The 17,183-nt window shown below is 42.0% G+C and carries 18 protein-coding genes; 14 read left to right on the top strand and 4 right to left on the bottom strand.

Annotated features, from left to right (window positions below; translation table 11 throughout):
• Positions 1-123: 123 nt before the first annotated feature.
• Positions 124-576 (bottom strand): helix-turn-helix domain-containing protein, encoded by a 453-nt coding sequence (locus G563_RS0107695; RefSeq protein WP_028664818.1) that lies wholly within the window; start codon positions 574-576, stop codon positions 124-126.
• A 130-nt stretch (positions 577-706) separates the two neighbouring features.
• On the opposite strand from G563_RS0107695, the gene priA reads away from it, so the two are divergent.
• The gene (gene priA, locus G563_RS0107690; RefSeq protein ID WP_157585144.1) at positions 707-3,223 is read left to right on the top strand and encodes a replication restart helicase PriA; all 2,517 of its coding nucleotides are present in this window, start codon (positions 707-709) and stop codon (positions 3,221-3,223) included.
• A 26-nt stretch (positions 3,224-3,249) separates the two neighbouring features.
• A complete protein-coding gene (pyk, locus tag G563_RS0107685) occupies positions 3,250-4,710 on the top strand; it encodes a pyruvate kinase (protein WP_084650803.1) in 1,461 nt (486 codons plus the stop codon).
• Positions 4,711-4,784: 74 nt separating this feature from the next.
• Here pyk and G563_RS0107680 read toward each other — a convergent pair whose 3' ends face one another.
• On the bottom strand, positions 4,785-5,051 hold the full coding sequence (locus G563_RS0107680) for an SWEET family sugar transporter (protein WP_028664815.1): 267 nt from the start codon (positions 5,049-5,051) through the stop codon (positions 4,785-4,787).
• A 444-nt stretch (positions 5,052-5,495) separates the two neighbouring features.
• Here G563_RS0107680 and ilvD point away from each other — a divergent pair, with 444 nt between their 5' ends.
• The 12 genes from ilvD to G563_RS0107615 all read left to right on the top strand — a co-directional run bounded on the left by ilvD (position 5,496) and on the right by G563_RS0107615 (position 16,449).
• Positions 5,496-7,181 carry a dihydroxy-acid dehydratase gene (ilvD, locus tag G563_RS0107675; RefSeq protein ID WP_028664814.1) on the top strand — a complete coding sequence of 562 codons (1,686 nt, stop codon included), beginning with the start codon at positions 5,496-5,498 and terminating at the stop codon, positions 7,179-7,181.
• A 34-nt stretch (positions 7,182-7,215) separates the two neighbouring features.
• A complete protein-coding gene (gene ilvB, locus G563_RS0107670) occupies positions 7,216-9,015 on the top strand; it encodes a biosynthetic-type acetolactate synthase large subunit (protein WP_028664813.1) in 1,800 nt (599 codons plus the stop codon).
• 31 nt (positions 9,016-9,046) lie between these two features.
• Positions 9,047-9,583, top strand: a complete 537-nt coding sequence (gene ilvN, locus G563_RS0107665) for an acetolactate synthase small subunit (RefSeq protein WP_028664812.1) — start codon at positions 9,047-9,049, stop codon at positions 9,581-9,583.
• Between the two features lie 150 nt (positions 9,584-9,733).
• Positions 9,734-10,873: a hypothetical protein gene (locus G563_RS0107660; protein ID WP_028664811.1), complete on the top strand. Its 1,140-nt coding sequence runs from the start codon at positions 9,734-9,736 to the stop codon at positions 10,871-10,873.
• A gap of 3 nt (positions 10,874-10,876) precedes the next feature.
• Positions 10,877-11,635 (top strand): class I SAM-dependent methyltransferase, encoded by a 759-nt coding sequence (locus tag G563_RS0107655; protein ID WP_028664810.1) that lies wholly within the window; start codon positions 10,877-10,879, stop codon positions 11,633-11,635.
• Positions 11,636-11,673: 38 nt separating this feature from the next.
• A complete protein-coding gene (ilvC, locus tag G563_RS0107650) occupies positions 11,674-12,717 on the top strand; it encodes a ketol-acid reductoisomerase (RefSeq protein ID WP_028664809.1) in 1,044 nt (347 codons plus the stop codon).
• 128 nt (positions 12,718-12,845) lie between these two features.
• Complete coding sequence (locus G563_RS0107645) at positions 12,846-13,133, top strand: type II toxin-antitoxin system HigB family toxin (protein WP_229598455.1); 288 nt, start codon at positions 12,846-12,848, stop codon at positions 13,131-13,133.
• A complete protein-coding gene (locus tag G563_RS0107640) occupies positions 13,117-13,476 on the top strand; it encodes a helix-turn-helix domain-containing protein (protein WP_028664807.1) in 360 nt (119 codons plus the stop codon). The genes G563_RS0107645 and G563_RS0107640 overlap by 17 nt, the downstream gene beginning before the upstream one ends.
• A gap of 12 nt (positions 13,477-13,488) precedes the next feature.
• A complete protein-coding gene (gene ilvA / locus G563_RS0107635) occupies positions 13,489-14,772 on the top strand; it encodes a threonine ammonia-lyase (RefSeq protein WP_028664806.1) in 1,284 nt (427 codons plus the stop codon).
• A 13-nt stretch (positions 14,773-14,785) separates the two neighbouring features.
• Positions 14,786-14,998 carry a hypothetical protein gene (locus tag G563_RS0107630; protein WP_028664805.1) on the top strand — a complete coding sequence of 71 codons (213 nt, stop codon included), beginning with the start codon at positions 14,786-14,788 and terminating at the stop codon, positions 14,996-14,998.
• Positions 14,999-15,114: 116 nt separating this feature from the next.
• Positions 15,115-15,333: a hypothetical protein gene (locus G563_RS0107620; protein WP_028664804.1), complete on the top strand. Its 219-nt coding sequence runs from the start codon at positions 15,115-15,117 to the stop codon at positions 15,331-15,333.
• A gap of 273 nt (positions 15,334-15,606) precedes the next feature.
• Positions 15,607-16,449: a helix-turn-helix domain-containing protein gene (locus G563_RS0107615; protein WP_028664803.1), complete on the top strand. Its 843-nt coding sequence runs from the start codon at positions 15,607-15,609 to the stop codon at positions 16,447-16,449.
• Here the strand turns inward: G563_RS0107615 and G563_RS33940 are convergent, their stop codons facing one another.
• Both G563_RS33940 and G563_RS0107605 read right to left on the bottom strand, forming a co-directional pair.
• Positions 16,450-16,779 (bottom strand): Uma2 family endonuclease, encoded by a 330-nt coding sequence (locus tag G563_RS33940; protein ID WP_229598454.1) that lies wholly within the window; start codon positions 16,777-16,779, stop codon positions 16,450-16,452.
• A gap of 75 nt (positions 16,780-16,854) precedes the next feature.
• A partial coding sequence (locus G563_RS0107605) for a transposase (RefSeq protein ID WP_028664802.1) occupies positions 16,855-17,183 on the bottom strand: 329 nt, incomplete at its 5' end.

Here is a 17,183-nt window from a genome sequence, read left to right as displayed (position 1 = left end):
TGCTTATTAGATAGGTTGATGCCATAAAAAAATTTTTCGTAATCGTACGTTGAGTTTTATATTCCAATCAAAATAGAATCAATAATAATGCCATTTTGATTGGATATAAGGCATATTTTTTTTCTAATTTTTTGGGGATATTTTTTTATATCCCAAAGAGGTAGGGAGATAATCGCGTTTTAGTATATTCCGTATTTCTTCTTGTTTGCGCTTAGAAATGACACGAGGCGCAGATTCTAAGACTTGCCCCAGAAGGCGTTCAATCAGAGATAGATACTTACTAGCCTTAGGCTGATCAATCCCAAAACTAAGGGCTAATTCAGCTTGATTTATCTGACCTTTGAGGTAAATAAGGCCAAATAAAAGTGCATCTCTTGAATCAGGAAAAATACTGTTTCGGCGTATAGATGCCTGTCTAAAACGAGGCATACCATCAAGTGTAAATTTGGAAAAATGAGCCTGCCAGAAGTGTTCAAAGTGATAATGTAGGGCTTCAAATTCGGAGGGTTTATAGCCAGTGAGTTTTTTTAAAAGAGCGTCATCATGACGCAATTCTTCATAGCGATAAGTAATCATTGCAGTTAAAAATTTTCTGTAGGGTATATGTCATTTATTTGACATACTGTATATGTCAAATATCTTGCCAGTATAAAGATTATGAAATGAAAACATTATCTTGCGGTTTCATTTATTGGGTCAAAAAAACGTGTTGACGACAGAAAACGAAGATTTTGCTTGGGAAGAAGTGACGCTGTTTGCGGATTTGATTTTGCCAGTACCTGTATCGCAGCTGTTTACTTACAGAGTTCCTAGGGCGATGGCTCCTTTTATCAAAAATGGTGCCAGAGTAGTAGTGCCATTTGGTAAAAATAGAGTCGTGACAGGCGTCGTGGCACATATTCATCATACTCCTCCTAGTCGCTATCAAGCCAAGTATATTGCGGAGCTACTCGACGAAGAGCCTTTGATTACTCCTTACCAAATCGAACTCTTTCATTGGATTGCCGAATATTACTTATGTCATGTAGGTGAAGTACTCAATGTGGCATTACCTTCTGGACTCAAAATCACGAGTCAGTCTAAGATTCAGTTTAATCCTGATTTTGATTATCATGATTTGCTGACCGAGGAGGAGAGCGAACTTTTAGTAGAAATAAAAAAATACCAATCCCTCACTTATGAAGAAGTGAGCAAGCGAGTAGGAATACAAAATATCAATCCTATCATTAAATCTCTCATTGGCAAAAGGGCTATTCTGCTTTTTGAAGAAGTAAAAGAGAAGTATAAGCCAAGGATTGTAAAAAAAGTAAAGCTCAAAGGGATCTACGAGACAAAGGAAAATGTACTAGAGCTAATCAGTCAGCTGGCAAAATCACCCAAACAACAAGAGGTGGTGATGCGCTATATGAGTCAGGTCCCGATTCAAAATGTGCCCTATGCCAATCGTGCGGGTTTAGAAAAAAGTTTTTTTACTCAAGCTGAAGATGTATCAGACTCGGCCCTAAGCACCCTCATCAAGAAGGGAGTCTTTGAAGAATTTGAAGTTACAGTATCTCGATTTGCTGATGTAAAGCCCGACTTTAATGCTGACATCAAGATTGAGCTTACTTCGGCTCAGCAGGGCGCTTTCGATGAGATTATTTCCCAATTTCAAGAAAAAGACACCGTGCTGCTCCACGGAGTCACGGGGAGTGGCAAAACCGAAGTCTATATTCACTTAGCTCAGCAAGTATTGGCAAGTGGCTCACAAGTACTTTTTTTACTGCCCGAAATAGCCCTTACTACCCAAATCGTGGTGCGGCTCAAAAAAGTATTTGGGGATAAGTTGGGTATTTATCATTCCAAATTTTCGGACAACGAACGCGTCGAAGTGTGGAAAGGGGTAGTCTCGGGGCAGTTTCAGTTGGTGGTAGGAGTGAGGTCTGCTATCTTTTTGCCATTTGATAGCCTAGGCCTTATCATCGTAGATGAAGAGCACGAAAGTTCTTATAAACAGTACGACCCTGCTCCTCGCTATCATGCCAGAGATGTGTCGATAGTGGCCGCTCAAAGACAACGTGCGAAGGTATTGCTAGGCTCTGCTACGCCTGCTCTTGAATCTTATTATCAGGCCTTGAATGGGCGTTATGGCTTAGTAAAACTTACCGAACGATACGGAAAAGCAAGTATGCCTTCTTTTGTGCTGATAGATACAAAGCAAGAGCGCAAAAGCAAAAAGATGAAGTACGAGTTTTCGTCGGTGCTTTTAGAGGAGCTGCGCAACACGCTCGACCGCAACGAACAAAGCATTATTTTTCAAAATCGACGTGGGTATTCGTCTTATTTGCAGTGTGAAGAGTGCGCTTGGATTGGTGAGTGCGAAAACTGTGCAGTAAGCCTGACGTATCACCAAAAAGACGCAGAGCTGCGGTGTCATTATTGTGGGCATACCGAAGCAGTTCCTAAATTTTGTCCGTCTTGCGGATCTACCAAAGTGCGTACGGTGGGGTTTGGTACCGAAAAGCTCGAAGACCAATTAAAAATATTTTTTCCGACAGCCCGTGTGGCACGTATGGACTTAGACACGACTCGCGCCAAAAATGCCTACAAAGAGATAATTGAGGATATCGAACAAGGGAATGTAGATATTTTGGTCGGGACTCAGATGATTAGTAAAGGGTTGGATTTTGAGAATGTGAGTGTGGTGGGAGTTTTTGATGCTGATAGGATGATTCATTTTCCAGACCTCAGAGCTACCGAAAGGGCTTTTCAGTTGATAACTCAAGTCAGTGGGAGAGCAGGGCGCCGTGCCGACCGCAAAGGCAAAGTTTTGATTCAGACGGGCAATCCAGGACAAAAGATTTTACAAAAAATTATTACGAACGATTATGACGGGATGTATGAGGAGGAAATCATCGAACGTGAGCAGTTTAAGTATCCTCCTTTTACAAGGCTTATCAAGCTGACAGTGAAGCATTTGGAGCAAGATATGGCTCAACATGCCGCCCAAAAATTGACCCAATTATTGGTTGAAAAAATGGGGCTAGATAGGGTGCTAGGACCCCAGCCGCCGCTAGTCGAACGCATCCGAAATAGGTTTTTGTTTGACATTCTTATTAAACTCGAACGCGAAAAAGTTAATTTTAAGGCCGCAAAGACTTTTATACTCGAAAAAGTAACAGATATATTAACGGATAAAACTTTGAAAGGGGCAGATGTAACCATAGATGTGGATTGCCTCTAAATATAATTATCAAAAACCTAACCACGATGATTAGTAAAAAGACCAAGATTGTTGCTACTGTAGGTCCCACTTCTGAATCTTCAGAGATACTTTATGCTTTAGCGAAAGCAGGTGTGAATGTTTTTAGATTAAATTTTTCGCACGGCTCTCACGCCGATCACTTAGAGCGTATCAAACGTATTCGCGAAAACAACACTAACTACGGCCTCAGCATTGGGATTTTGCAAGACTTACAAGGCCCCAAAATTAGGATTGGTAACGTCGAGCACAAAGACGGCGTAAAAATAGTAGCTGGTCAAGAATTGGTTTTCACCAACGACGATATCGTCGGAACCTCCGAGCGTGTTAGTACTCCTTACAAAGGAATGTACCAAGATGTAAAGGTAGGAGAGCGTATTTTGATGGACGATGGTAAGCTCGAAGTAAAAGTACTACGGGTAGAAGGAACGGATGTAGTCACTGAAGTGGTGTATGATGGCATGTTGAAATCTAAGAAAGGAGTAAATCTTCCAAACACTAAGGTCTCCATGCCGTCTGTTACTGAAAAAGACTACGAAGATTTAGATTTTGGCCTAGAGCATGATGTAGAGTGGATTGCTCTTTCGTTTGTGCGCTATGCGTCGGATATCCAAGAAGTAAAAGACTACATCAAGGCCAAAGGTAAAAATTGCCGTGTGGTAGCCAAAATCGAAAAACCTGAAGCCGTAGCCAATATAGATGGAATCATCGAAGCTACCGATGCTATCATGGTAGCTCGCGGAGACTTGGGGGTAGAATTGCCCGCCGAAGAAGTACCGATGATTCAAAAGATGATTGTCGAAAAATGTAATCGCGCCGCCAAGCCCGTCATTGTAGCTACTCAAATGCTCGAAAGTATGATTGAGGCGCCACGCCCTACACGTGCCGAAATCAACGACATCGCCAACTCGGTATTGGACGGAGCCGACGCCGTGATGCTAAGTGCCGAAACAGCCTCAGGGAGGTATCCGATAGAGTCGGTCACAAGCATGGCCAATACCATTTATCAAGTAGAAATCACCGAAGCCGCCAAAAAGGCAGATGATACGCAAATCTATTTTAAATATCATGCTGCGGTCAATGACAACCCTGGCCCTAGTGTTCTGAACGACAATGTAGTAATGAGCGCTTGCCGATTGGCACGCGATACCCAAGCCAAAGCGATCATAGGCGTGACACGCTCAGGCTATACTGCTATACGTCTCTCGCATCACCGTCCAGAGGCTGATTTGTATATATTTACCCCCAATCGTCAGTTGATGTGTACATTGGCGTTGTATTGGGGAGTAAAAGCGATTTATTATGATCGTGAGGATCTCTCGTCGGACGATTTAATAGAAGACATCAAGCAAGTACTTATCGAAAGAGGAGCTCTGCATACAGGGGATATCTTTGTGAATACCCTAAGTATGCCTATCAGTAAGCATCGTAAGACCAATGCGGTGAAGCTGAGTGTAGTAGGAGGATAAGTTTTTAGAAGAGTAATATACCACGCCCTTTCTTAAGTCATTTTAGGCTTAGAAAGGGCGTTTTTTCGTGGGTTTTATTTTGACAAATTTGCTTCATTGTATTTCCATTTGAAATAGAGAATCACAAAAGACAAAATCAACGTAACGGCATTGGCCGCCACCACTGGCAGAGAATGAGTCATAATGCCATACCCCAGCCATAAAGCCACACCCAAGGTAAATATTAAAAACATCGCAAGCGATACATCCTTTACAGATTTAGTACGGTATATCTGTAATACTTGGGGAACAAAAGCGAGAGTGGTCAAACTTCCGGCTACATAGCCAATAATCTCAAGCATAGCTGTATTTAGTTGTATTATATATTTTTATTAGCGGAAAAGTTATATAAAAAGTTTCAATTAATGGTGATATTGTTTGTTTAGTACAATAAGTCGTTGTTCTTTTACAATATTTTTTTGATAATGGCCTTAAGGATAGGAAAATTATAATCTCACAACAGTTTTATGCCTATATGAATCAGAAACGCACTGTTAGATTAATAAAATACAAAAAAGTAAGATTTTGTTTGGAAAATAGAAAGTGACTCTCTTTATTTGTAACGCAAATACGCAATTAGCGTAATTTCGCTAAAAGAAAAATTTTGCTAAAAATGTTTAACGTAATACTAGTCGTCGTGGTCGTCATTATCAGCACCCAAATGGTGTGAGTGGCTCCTAATTGCTAGACCAAAAGCCTCACTCACACCTCCAATGAGTGAGGCTTTTTTTAACATAACCTCCTATATGTCAGAACAACTCAACAAATTTAGTCGCACGCTTACACAAGAAGTAACCAACCCCGCCGCCAAAGCGATGTTGTATGGGGTAGGGTTGACGCAGGAAGACATGCAAAAAGCCCAGATAGGTATCGCTAGTACGGGCTATGAAGGCAATACTTGCAATATGCACCTCAACGGTCTATCGGTGCATGTCAAAAAAGGTATTCAAGAAAATGGCATGGTGGGCCTTATTTTTCATACCATTGGAGTTTCGGACGGAATGACCAACGGCAACAATGGTATGAGCTATTCTTTACCAAGCCGTGATTTGATCGCTGACTCTATCGAAAATGTAGTAGGTGCTCAGTGGTACGACGGGGTGATTGCCGTAGTAGGTTGTGATAAAAATATGCCCGGTGCCATGATGGCTATTGCTAGGCTCAATCGCCCCGCCATGCTTGTGTACGGAGGAACCATCCGCACGGGTGAGTACAAAGGCCAAAAATTAGATATTATCTCGGCATTTGAGGCACTTGGTAAGAAGTTTGCGGGTACTATTTCGGACGAAGATTACGAAGGGGTTATTCAAAATGCGATTCCGGGGGCAGGAGCTTGCGGCGGAATGTACACCGCCAATACCATGGCAAGCTCGATGGAAGCAATGGGACTCACTCTCCCCAACTCATCGACTTACCCAGCTACTCATGAAGGCAAAAAAGCCGAGTGTATCGCTATTGGTGCCGCTATGAAGCAGTTATTAGAAAAAAATATTTGCCCACGTGACATCATGACGCGCAAAGCATTTGAAAATGCAATGACCGTAGTGATGGCCTTGGGTGGTTCTACCAATGCGGTTTTGCACTACTTGGCTATTGCGCGAGCAGCAGAAGTAGATTTTACGTTGAAAGATATCCAAGATATATCTGACCGTACACCGCTCATTGCTGACCTCAAGCCTTCAGGCAAATATTACATGGAAGATGTACTTGCGATTGGGGGAATCCCAGCGGTGATGAAATACCTCTATCAAAAAGGATTTTTGCACGGAGATTGTCTCACTGTCACGGGCAAAACGGTAGCCGAAAACTTGGCAGATGCTCCCGACCTTAGCTTTGATACCCAAAAAATCATATTTCCTGTTGAGCAGGCACTCAAGTCTACTGGACACTTGCAAGTCTTATACGGAAATCTTGCTACCGAAGGAGCCGTTGCCAAAATTACGGGTAAAGAAGGGGAGCGTTTTGAAGGAATTGCTAAAGTTTGCGAACGTGAAGAAGAAGTCATAGAATATATCTCTAAAGGCGAAATCAAAGCGGGCCATGTAATAGTAATCCGCAATGAAGGCCCTAAAGGTGGCCCAGGAATGCCCGAAATGCTTAAACCTACGTCGGCTGTAATGGGAGCAGGATTGGGAGATAAAATTGCGATGATTACGGATGGCCGCTTTTCAGGCGGAACGCACGGATTTGTGGTAGGGCACGTTACGCCAGAAGCGTATTTAGGAGGCAACATCGCTCTAGTAAAAGACGGTGACAAAATTACCATTGATGCGGTCAATAATGTACTGCAACTACATGTATCGGACGAAGAACTCGCCGAACGCCGTAAAGAATGGAAACAGCCAGAGCCTAGTTTCAAAAAAGGAACCCTTGGTAAGTACATTCGTAATGTAAAAACAGCAAGTGAAGGCTGTGTGACCGACGAAGCATAACGCAAAAAATAAAACAAATTAAAACCAAACTGTCATGGAAAACCACTCAACCATGATTGCACAGCAAGACACTGTTGCTATCGACACTCCTGTAGCGCAGGAAACCCCCGCTACCAATGGCAAAGCTGTAGCAGATACTCCTCGTATTCTTTCGGGTGCTCAGGCACTGATGGAATCCCTGATTGCAGAAGGAACGGAGGTGATTTTTGGGTATCCTGGCGGGGCTATTATGCCTACTTACGATGCCCTTTATGACTACACCGACCGCCTTGATCATATTTTGGTGCGTCATGAGCAAGGAGCAGGACATGCGGCTCAGGGGTATGCGCGTACGAGCGGAAAGCCGGGGGTATGTTTGGTCACATCGGGGCCGGGTGGTACAAACCTCGTGACTCCTATCGCTGATGCTATCATCGATTGTACACCTTTGGTGTGTATCATAGGTCAGGTAAAATCTACACTTTTGGGAACGGACGCTTTTCAGGAAACAGACATCATCGGCGTAACTACGCCCGTTTGTAAATGGAATTATCAAATTACCCATGCTGACGAAGTGCCAGAAGTTTTAGCAAAGGCTTTTTATATCGCCACTTCAGGTAAGCCAGGCCCCGTGGTGATTGATTTTGCGCGCGATGCGCAAGTAGGTGCCATGACCAAAGCCTTTGAATATAAAAAAGTAGAGTCTTTGGTAAGCTATAAGCCACGGGTAGTTCCTAAGGATGAGCATGTAGAGAGAGCCGCTGATTTGATTAATAACGCCAAAAAACCTTATATTTTGTTTGGACATGGCGTACTTATATCAGGCGCGATGGAAGAATTTAAAGCTTTTGTCGAAAAAACAGACATCCCTTGTGCGAGTACTTTGTTGGGGCTTTCTGCCATGCCTATTGACCATCCCAATTATATGGGTTGGCTTGGAATGCACGGCAACTACGGCACCAATGTACTCACTACACAAGCAGATGTAATCATTGCCATTGGAATGCGTTTTGACGACCGTGTGACGGGCGATGCTACCAAATATATTCGCCAAGCCAAAGTGATTCATATCGAAATAGACCCTTCCGAAATTGATAAAATCATCAAGGCTGATGCGCCCGTAGTAGGGGATGCCAAAGAAGTATTGAAGAAGCTTTTGCCTCTAGTGAAGGAAAACAATCATGCGGCTTGGAAAAGCGAATTTAAAAAGTACGATGTGATTGAGGATGAGAAAATTACGCAGCGAGAATTGAAGCCAGAAGGAGAAATCAAAATGGCCGAAGTCGTACGTATGCTTTCCGACAAAACCAAAGGAGAGGCTTGTATCATAGCCGACGTAGGGCAGCATCAGATGATTGCGGCGCGGTATTATCAATTCAAAAAACCCCATTCATACATTGCTTCTGGCGGTTTGGGCACGATGGGCTTTGCAATTCCTGCGGCATTTGGCGCTAAAAAAGGAGCGACTGAGCGTGAGGTAGTGGCTTTTATCGGTGACGGCTGCTTCCAAATGACCATCCAAGAATTAGGAACGATTGCGCAGAGTGGTTTGGCTGTAAAGCTCATCATTCTCAACAACAATTACCTCGGCATGGTGCGTCAGTGGCAGCAGTTGTTTTTTGAGAAACGGTATTCGTATGTTGAATTACAAAATCCAGATTTCATTACGATTGCAAAAGGATTTGGAATTCAGGGACATACCTGCTCCGACCGCGAAAATCTTAGTGACTCTTTGGATACTTTACTGAAATCTGATAAGCCGTATTTGCTCGAAGTAATGGTCGAAAAAGAAGAGAACGTATTTCCGATGGTACCCGCAGGAGCAGCAGTAGCCGATATCAAACTTGAGTGCTAGAAGTATTTGTAGTTTTTATTATTGAAATTTTATGACAACATACACCATATGCATATTCACCGAAAATACGTTCGGTTTGCTCAATAAGATTACAATATTGTTTACACGCCGTCGCATCAATATTGAGAGTCTGACGGTGTCGGAAACAGAACGTAAGGGAGTCTCGCGCTATACGATTACTATCAAACATGAAAAACGTGAAGAAGTAGAGAAACTCGTCAAACAGATTCGGAAAGTGGTGGAAGTGCTAGCGGTGTTTGGCTATCTAGACAATGAAGTCGTTTATAACGAAATCGCTCTCTTTAAAATCGCTACCCCTATCGGTACACGCCCTCTTGACATTGAGACTATCAATAAAATTTACAAAGCGTGGGTGGTCTATTGGGGATTAGATTATGTAGTGATAGAAAAAGCCGGAGATGAAGCCGAAATCTTAGACTTTTTCCGCTACATCAAGCCTTATGGTATCCTAGAATTTGTGAAATCGGGTCGTGTAGCCGTAGGTAAAACCCCCAATGGCTTAGTTGAGTTTTTGCCCGAAGAAGCGCATTGGGAGTATTATTTGTAGTACAAAAGGTTGATAATGAATCTTTGAAAGGAAAAGTCCCGCCGAAAATTCGTGAGTAATACTCAAAAAGTGCGTTATTTGCAGTGCCTTTATCTGGTAACTTTTCAAGAATATTAAAAACCCTTGAAAAGCGCACGTAAATGTTATTCCATGAAACCTCTGCAATCGCTTGCTACTCCTTTCAATGAGTTAGAATCAAAATTAAAACCGTTCTTTGACAATAAATTTTGGAAAGTTAGGCTTTTGTTTTTGGCATTGGCTATATCGACAACCACGCTTTTGGCATTTAATTTTATTTTGGTCGATAAGGGCCTGCGAAATTTGTACCAAGAGATGAGGCATCCGGGTTCGATTGGTGGTTTTTTTTGGGATGACATTATTAAGCAAGGCGCAGATCCTTTCACTCCCCAAGACTATGAAGCGGGCTCGCACGAAGCCAATCAGACTTTTCGTATTACTATTCCGCTCATCGCTAGAGTACTACATCTTAATGTGGCTGGTCTTTATGTGCTACATGTGTTGATGGGGCTTTTATTCTTGTGGTTTGTGATAGAGGTAGTGTACGGAATCCTAAAAGACAAAATACTGACTTTTTATTTCATTACGGGTTTTACGGCTATTTATGCAGGGGCCAATTTTTACATCAATTTTTTGGGACATTGCGACATTTTTCCCTTTTGTTTCATGATTTTGATGTGGTATTACCGAAACCCCCTGTTGATTCTGCTTTTTTCACAATTGGCATTTTGGTGCGATGAGCGTGCCATTATCAATTCTACTTACATTGGCTTATTATATTTAATGCCATTGGTGCAAAATTGGATTAAACAAGGGAAATTAAATTTAAAACTGATTCCGTTGTCTGCCATTGTATTAGTGATAAGTGCAGGCTTGTATATAGTTGTGAGAAGTTGGCTAGCTTCTAATTATGGTCTTAAAGTGGGGCACGACAATGATCTCTCTCGTAAGACCATCACTTGGAGCTTGAGTATTATTGGAGATAAGTTTACGAGAGGTTTAGAAGGTTTTTGGTTATTGATATTTGCTGGTATTACCGTGCTTGTATTGAGGCGGGATTGGTGGATGTTGGTATTGCTTGGAGGATGTATGTTGGCCACAGGGGCGATTGCAATCATGGTTGCCGATGGTACACGTTCTTTGTCGTTTGGGTTTTGTATGTTCTTTTTCTTACTTATGATTTTAAAAGAACATATTGCTCAAAAAGAACTAAGGTATCTGTTAATAGTAAGTACGCTATTATCCCTGATGTTGCCAATGTCCTTTCCATAAAATATGCAATCATCTTATTATCAGGAGTACTATGCTATCGAGCGCGAGCATTGGTGGTTTTTGGTTCGTAACCAGATATTGATGAATCATCTCCGCCAAAATTTACCATTCAAAAGACCTCTCCAAATTTTGAATATTGGGGTAGCTACTGGTCGAACGTCGGAGCTATTAATGGAGTTTGGTAACGTCAAGTCTGTAGAATACGACCAAGAGTGTTATGAATTTACGAAGGCAAATGTCCCTATCGATATCGTTCAAGGGTCGATTTTGGAATTACCTTTCGAATCAGAAAAGTATGATTTAGTGTGCGCTTTTGATGTAATTGAACATGTGGAAGACCATACTTTGGCTGTTTCAGAGATGAAACGAGTCTGCAAACCTGAAGGACTAGTAAGCGTGACAGTACCGGCGTTTATGTTTTTATGGAACCAACACGATGAGGTGAATCACCATGTCAGAAGGTATGATATGAGAATGTTGAAGAAGATTTTTGAAGGAGACGGTAAGATTGTTTTCAATACATATTTCAACTTTTGGCTGTTTTTTCCAATTGCATTTTTTCGTCTTTTGTCCAAAATATTGCCCTTACATCAGCGAAAAATAGAAGAAGCAGGTTCGGATTTTACGATAATGAATGGCCCTATTTTCCAGAAAATATTTAAAACTATTTTCAAAACCGAAGATTGGCTCATTCAGAGAAAAATAAGATTATTTGTGGGCGTGTCGGCCTTGCTTACGTGGCAAAAGACAAAAAAAGTTTAACATATTCAGTTGTATTACCCAAACAAACCAATCAATCAATGGCACAGATTAATTTCGGCGGGACAGTAGAAGAAGTAGTAACCCGCGAAGAATTTCCTCTTGAAAAAGCACGTGAAGTATTAGCAAATGAAACTATCGCCGTTATTGGATACGGTGTACAAGGTCCAGGTCAGAGTCTTAACATGCGCGACAACGGCTTCAATGTCATCGTTGGGCAGCGTAAAGGAAAAACATACGACAAAGCCGTGGCTGACGGCTGGGTGCCTGGCGAAACGCTATTTGAAATTGAGGAAGCTCTCGAAAAAGGTACTATTATTTGTTTCTTGTTGTCGGATGCAGCCCAAATCGAATTGTGGCCAACCGTTAAAAAATATTTGACTGCTGGTAAGTCGTTGTATTTCTCACACGGATTCGGTGTTACGTACAAAGACCAAACGGGCATCGTTCCTCCTGCTGATGTAGATGTATTTTTGGTAGCTCCTAAGGGCTCAGGTACTTCTCTTCGTCGTTTGTTTGTAGAAGGAAAAGGTCTTAACTCATCGTTTGCGGTGTTCCAAAATGCCACTGGCGAAGCGCGTACGAAATGTATCGCTATGGGTATCGGCGTAGGCTCTGGCTATTTGTTTGAAACCGATTTCTACCGTGAAGTAACGTCTGACCTTACCGGTGAGCGTGGTACATTGATGGGGGCTATCCAAGGTATTTTCGCGGCTCAGTACGAAGTATTGCGCGAAAACGGCCACTCTCCATCTGAAGCTTTCAACGAAACGGTAGAAGAATTGACACAATCATTGATGCCACTCGTAGCCGAAAACGGAATGGACTGGATGTATGCTAACTGCTCAACAACCGCTCAACGTGGTGCGCTTGACTGGTGGAAGCCTTTCAAAGAAGCTACTAAGCCTGTGTTCCAACAGTTGTACAACTCAGTAAAATCAGGTGAGCAAGCCAACATCTCTATCACTCGTAACTCACAACCAGACTATCGCGAGAAACTCGAAGTAGAATTGGCCGAGCTTCGCGACTCTGAAATGTGGCAGGCAGGTGCTGCCGTTCGCAGCTTGCGTCCTGAGCGCAATTAAAATACATAATTAAACTTTTAATATCTGTAGACGAGTAAGTTAGCTTACTCGTCTTTTTTATAAAAACGCAACCAAAATGGTTACAATTTTGTATATTTGTTGATATGAGAGTGGTTGCCATAAAAACATTGAAGTCATATTGGGAAAAAGAACTATTGGCCGAACACCCCTTGAAAGCATGGTTTGCTGAAGCAGAAAAGGCCGTTTGGCTATCGCCCAACGAGCTTAAACAGCAGTATCGGAGTGCTTCTATCGTAACGAATAAGCGAGTTGTTTTTAATATTCATGGAAACAGATACCGTTTATTGGTAGATATAGAATATCGTCTCCAAACCGTTTTCATTGTTTGGGTAGATACGCACCAAGAGTACGATAAAATTGATGCTAAAACTATAAGATATGTTAAAGCCGATTAAAACAGAAGCTCAATACGAAATAGTATTAGAGCGTCTTTACGAACTTATACAAACTGATATTTCAGCAGAATCAGAAGAAGAAGCTGAGTTTGAGATATTGACATTGTTAGTAAAAGAATATGAACGGCAAAGGCACCCTATTGGACCGCCGCATCCCATTGAAGCAATCAAGTTCCGTTTAGACCAATTGGGGATGAAGGAGAGTGATTTAAACAAAATTTTAGGTAACAGAAGTCGTAAATCTGATATTTTAAGCGGGAGACGCAAACTTAGTCTTTCAATGATAAGAAAGCTTCATAATTCCTTAAACATTCCTGCCGAAGCTTTGATTTCATCTTATTAAAACTACAATGTCATGAGCCTTGCACCCGAAAAACATAAAGCCAAAAATGCCGATTTTCCGACGTTCGACAATATATTACAAGCTGCCGAACGCATTCGTAAAGTCGCCAAACACACCGACTTAGAGCTTAATCTCAACTTTTCGGAGCGTTACGAAGCCAATATCTATTTCAAGCGAGAAGACTTGCAAGTGGTTCGTTCGTACAAAATCAGGGGAGCGTACAACAAAATGGCCAGTTTATCGGCCGAAGCCCTCGAAAAAGGAGTCGTATGTGCCAGTGCAGGAAACCACGCGCAAGGAGTGGCGTATGCTTGCAATAAGATGCAAGTCCGTGGCACTATTTTTATGCCCAGCACGACCCCTGCTCAAAAAGTAAAACAGGTGAAGTTGTTTGGAAAAAACCAGATTGAAGTAGTCCTCCACGGCGATACCTACGATGACGCCTATCACGCTGCGAAGCATTTTTGCGAAGCCCACGCCGCTACATTCATTCACCCTTTTGACGACGTGCAGGTGATGGAAGGACAAGGAACCGTAGGTTTGGAAATTTTCCGCGATGCCGACTTCAAAATAGACTACTTACTTTTTGCTATCGGTGGCGGTGGACTAGCTTCTGGCGTGACCACCGTTTTTAAACAACTTAGTCCCGCCACTAAGCTGATTGGCGTAGAACCCGTAGGTTCTCCCACGATGCACACCGCTATTAAAGAGGGACACGTCGTTACGCTCGACAACATTGATAAGTTTGTGGACGGTGCCGCCGTCAAACGCGCAGGAGAACATACATTCGAGGTGTGTCGCAAAAATTTGGACGATATTTTGCTAATTCCCGAAGGGAAAGTCTGCTCCACGATTTTGCAACTGTACAACGAAGAGGCCATTGTGGTTGAGCCCGCAGGAGCACTTACCGTAGCCGCCCTTGACCAAATCAAAGACGAAATCAAAGGCAAAGATGTGGTGTTATTGATTGGAGGTGGCAATAACGACATCACGCGCACCGAAGAAATCAAAGAGCGTTCGCTCCTGTACGAAGGACTAAAACATTACTTTATCATTCGCTTTCCGCAGCGTTCGGGCGCGTTTAAAGAGTTTTTAAACCACGTACTTGGCCCCAACGATGACATTGCCCACTTTGAATATTCTAAAAAAACCGCGCGTGAACGTGGGCCTGCTTTGGTAGGTATCGAACTACGTCACAAAGAAGATTTCGAGCCGCTTTTAGCCCGCATGAAAGAGCACAATATTCAGTTTGAATACATCAATAATAAACCTGATTTGTTTGAGTTTTTGATATAAACTTTAAAAGAGCATGAAACTCCATTTAAAAGAAATAGATACTTCTCAAGGAAGAGTTGTTCAGATGCCAGTTGAAGAATGGGAGCGATACAGTCGTCAGTATGAGCAAATGAAAGTAAGACTATATTGGAAAAAACGTTTGAAATCTTCTATCAATCAGGTCAAGAAAATGGAGGCTGGCAAACTCCCATCCAAAACCATCGAAGATTTCCTCAATGAGCTTTGAGATAACAGTAGTAGTTTTTCTAAATAATCGAGTGTATCTAGCTGATATTTATGATAAATCAGAACAAAGTACACTTACTGATAAAGAATTAAAAAAATTGATTGAAGAGATAGAAAATGAACTTTGATTTCAGAAAATACCACGTACGCGCCATCAATGCCCGCGACGAAGCCGAGAAAGCTGCTATCAACCAAGAGTTGAAAGATTTGTACGACACATTGTCTGATGACGATAAAAAAGTGTTTAATGAAGAGTTACAGAAGTTTTTGGTATCCCAATACAAAGCCATCGGCAATGAATACGAGTCTCTGAAAAAAGGCGGTGCGTTTAACTGATAAACGTCGGCAGGGTTTGTAATTATTGCCGGCTGAACCCACTAATAAACGTCGGCAGGGTTTTTGTAATCATTGCCAGCTGAACCCACTAATAAACGTCGGCAGGGTTTTTGTAATCATTGCCAGCTGAACCCTGCCGACGTTACAATTCGGTAGGGTTTATAATCACTGCCGGCTAAACCCTGCCGACGTTTCAATTCGGCAGGGTTTATAATCACTGCCGGCTGAACCCTGCCGACGTTACAATTAACTAATAACGATTAACTTTCCCCCATGCTTCGCGTCCCTTCTTCCATCAGCGCCCAACAGTTTCAGTCTCTGAAAATTCAGGACACGACTTTTGTGGCCTACCGAAGCGACGTGTATCCCGAGCGTAACGAGATTTTCTTTGAAGAACACGCCGTCGTTGTAGTGCTGGAAGGAGAAAAGAAATTTATCTCCCCCAACCAAGACCTGCACGTGCGCAAAGGACAAATTTTATTTTTCCAACGGGGCTGCTATTCCATGAACGAATCCATCGGAAGCGATTACCGCAGCCTTGTTTTTTTCTTTCATGAAAAACTACTGAAAGAGTTTGTAAGCCAAAACCAATCGTTGTTCGACAAAGCCGACGTCGAAAACCCTCAGCCTATTTTGGCGTTACAGTCCTCTTCGGCCTTTGAAAAGTTCATTGATTCCCTTTTTCCCTATTTCAACTCACAAACGCCCTACTTGAATCAGTTTTTACGACTCAAGTTTCAGGAATTACTGCTTCATTTATTGGAAATCGACGGCTCCAATCAACTCAAAACCATCTTGTTTAATATTTACAAAGGGCAAAAAACAGACTTAGAATACCTGCTCAATAACTATTATCTGAAACCGCTCACAATAAGCGAATTAGCCCATCTCTCAGGACGAAGTTTGTCCGCGTTTAAACGCGAATTTGAAGCCCAATTTCACACCTCTCCAGCGCATTGGATTAAACAAAAACGCCTCGAACAAGCGGCCTTTTTACTCAAAAACGCCAATAAAAACGTATCAGAAGTTAGTATGGAAATTGGCTATGAGAGTGTTTCCCATTTTATTAAAGCTTACAAAGAGAAATACGGGGAAACCCCAAAGAGAAATAAGTGATTAAACCACGTTTTCAAAAACATCTTCCAAGTCAACCTCCAACTCAGGCAGTGTACGAACTTGCAATGGCCCAGGTTGTTGAAGGTGTCCAAAATGCCCCAGAAGGACGTATTTTTGGTCCTCAAGTAAATAAATACTAACGGTTTTTGCCTCAGGAAATACAATCCAATATTCGCTTATGCCTACTTCTTCGTAAAGGTTAAATTTCTCGTTCAGGTCTTTTTTTGCCGTTGAAGGAGACAACACTTCAATTACCATATCAGGAACCCCGTTACAACCTCGTTCATCAATTTTAGTAGGATCACAAATCACACAAATATCTGGCTGCACAACAGTCTTAGTGCATTGTAATTTAAGTAATTTTATATTTTAAGTTGCTCTGATTGACAGATTGATACTTTGAATTCATGGCACTTCGGGCATTTTAATAGTAAACTGCCATTTTATTTTAATTTGTTTATCATTACGTTCTTTGACAATAGCCTCAATTTCGGATTCAAGTTTATCTTGCGTTGGAATTCTACGATTAAGGCACTGCTTTGATAAGGCTGAAAATTCGATTTCTATCATATTCAGCCAACTGGCGGATTTAGGAGTATAATGGATTTCAAACCTTTGGGCTAATTCATAGGCTTCATCAGCGGGTAAAGTCTCATAAAAGGAACTGAAATTATGCGTGTTTAAATTATCTTGAACCAGCCTGATTTTGATAGCCTGAGGATATAATTTAACCA

Origin of the sequence: Runella zeae DSM 19591 (assembly GCF_000423565.1) — a bacterium.
Classification (GTDB): Bacteria; Bacteroidota; Bacteroidia; order Cytophagales; family Spirosomataceae; genus Runella; species Runella zeae.
This window is presented reverse-complemented; position numbering and strand designations above follow the sequence as displayed.

Excerpts from the sequence above, each read along its gene's own strand:
- G563_RS0107695 (WP_028664818.1), bottom strand. The coding sequence starts at position 576 with ATGATTACTTATCGCTATGAAGAATTGCGTCATGATGACGCTCTTTTA.
- pyk (WP_084650803.1), top strand. The coding sequence starts at position 3,250 with ATGATTAGTAAAAAGACCAAGATTGTTGCTACTGTAGGTCCCACTTCT.
- G563_RS0107680 (WP_028664815.1), bottom strand. The coding sequence starts at position 5,051 with ATGCTTGAGATTATTGGCTATGTAGCCGGAAGTTTGACCACTCTCGCT.
- ilvD (WP_028664814.1), top strand. The coding sequence starts at position 5,496 with ATGTCAGAACAACTCAACAAATTTAGTCGCACGCTTACACAAGAAGTA.
- ilvB (WP_028664813.1), top strand. The coding sequence starts at position 7,216 with ATGGAAAACCACTCAACCATGATTGCACAGCAAGACACTGTTGCTATC.
- ilvN (WP_028664812.1), top strand. The coding sequence starts at position 9,047 with ATGACAACATACACCATATGCATATTCACCGAAAATACGTTCGGTTTG.
- G563_RS0107660 (WP_028664811.1), top strand. The coding sequence starts at position 9,734 with ATGAAACCTCTGCAATCGCTTGCTACTCCTTTCAATGAGTTAGAATCA.
- G563_RS0107655 (WP_028664810.1), top strand. The coding sequence starts at position 10,877 with ATGCAATCATCTTATTATCAGGAGTACTATGCTATCGAGCGCGAGCAT.
- ilvC (WP_028664809.1), top strand. The coding sequence starts at position 11,674 with ATGGCACAGATTAATTTCGGCGGGACAGTAGAAGAAGTAGTAACCCGC.
- G563_RS0107640 (WP_028664807.1), top strand. The coding sequence starts at position 13,117 with ATGTTAAAGCCGATTAAAACAGAAGCTCAATACGAAATAGTATTAGAG.
- ilvA (WP_028664806.1), top strand. The coding sequence starts at position 13,489 with ATGAGCCTTGCACCCGAAAAACATAAAGCCAAAAATGCCGATTTTCCG.
- G563_RS0107630 (WP_028664805.1), top strand. The coding sequence starts at position 14,786 with ATGAAACTCCATTTAAAAGAAATAGATACTTCTCAAGGAAGAGTTGTT.
- G563_RS0107620 (WP_028664804.1), top strand. The coding sequence starts at position 15,115 with ATGAACTTTGATTTCAGAAAATACCACGTACGCGCCATCAATGCCCGC.
- G563_RS0107615 (WP_028664803.1), top strand. The coding sequence starts at position 15,607 with ATGCTTCGCGTCCCTTCTTCCATCAGCGCCCAACAGTTTCAGTCTCTG.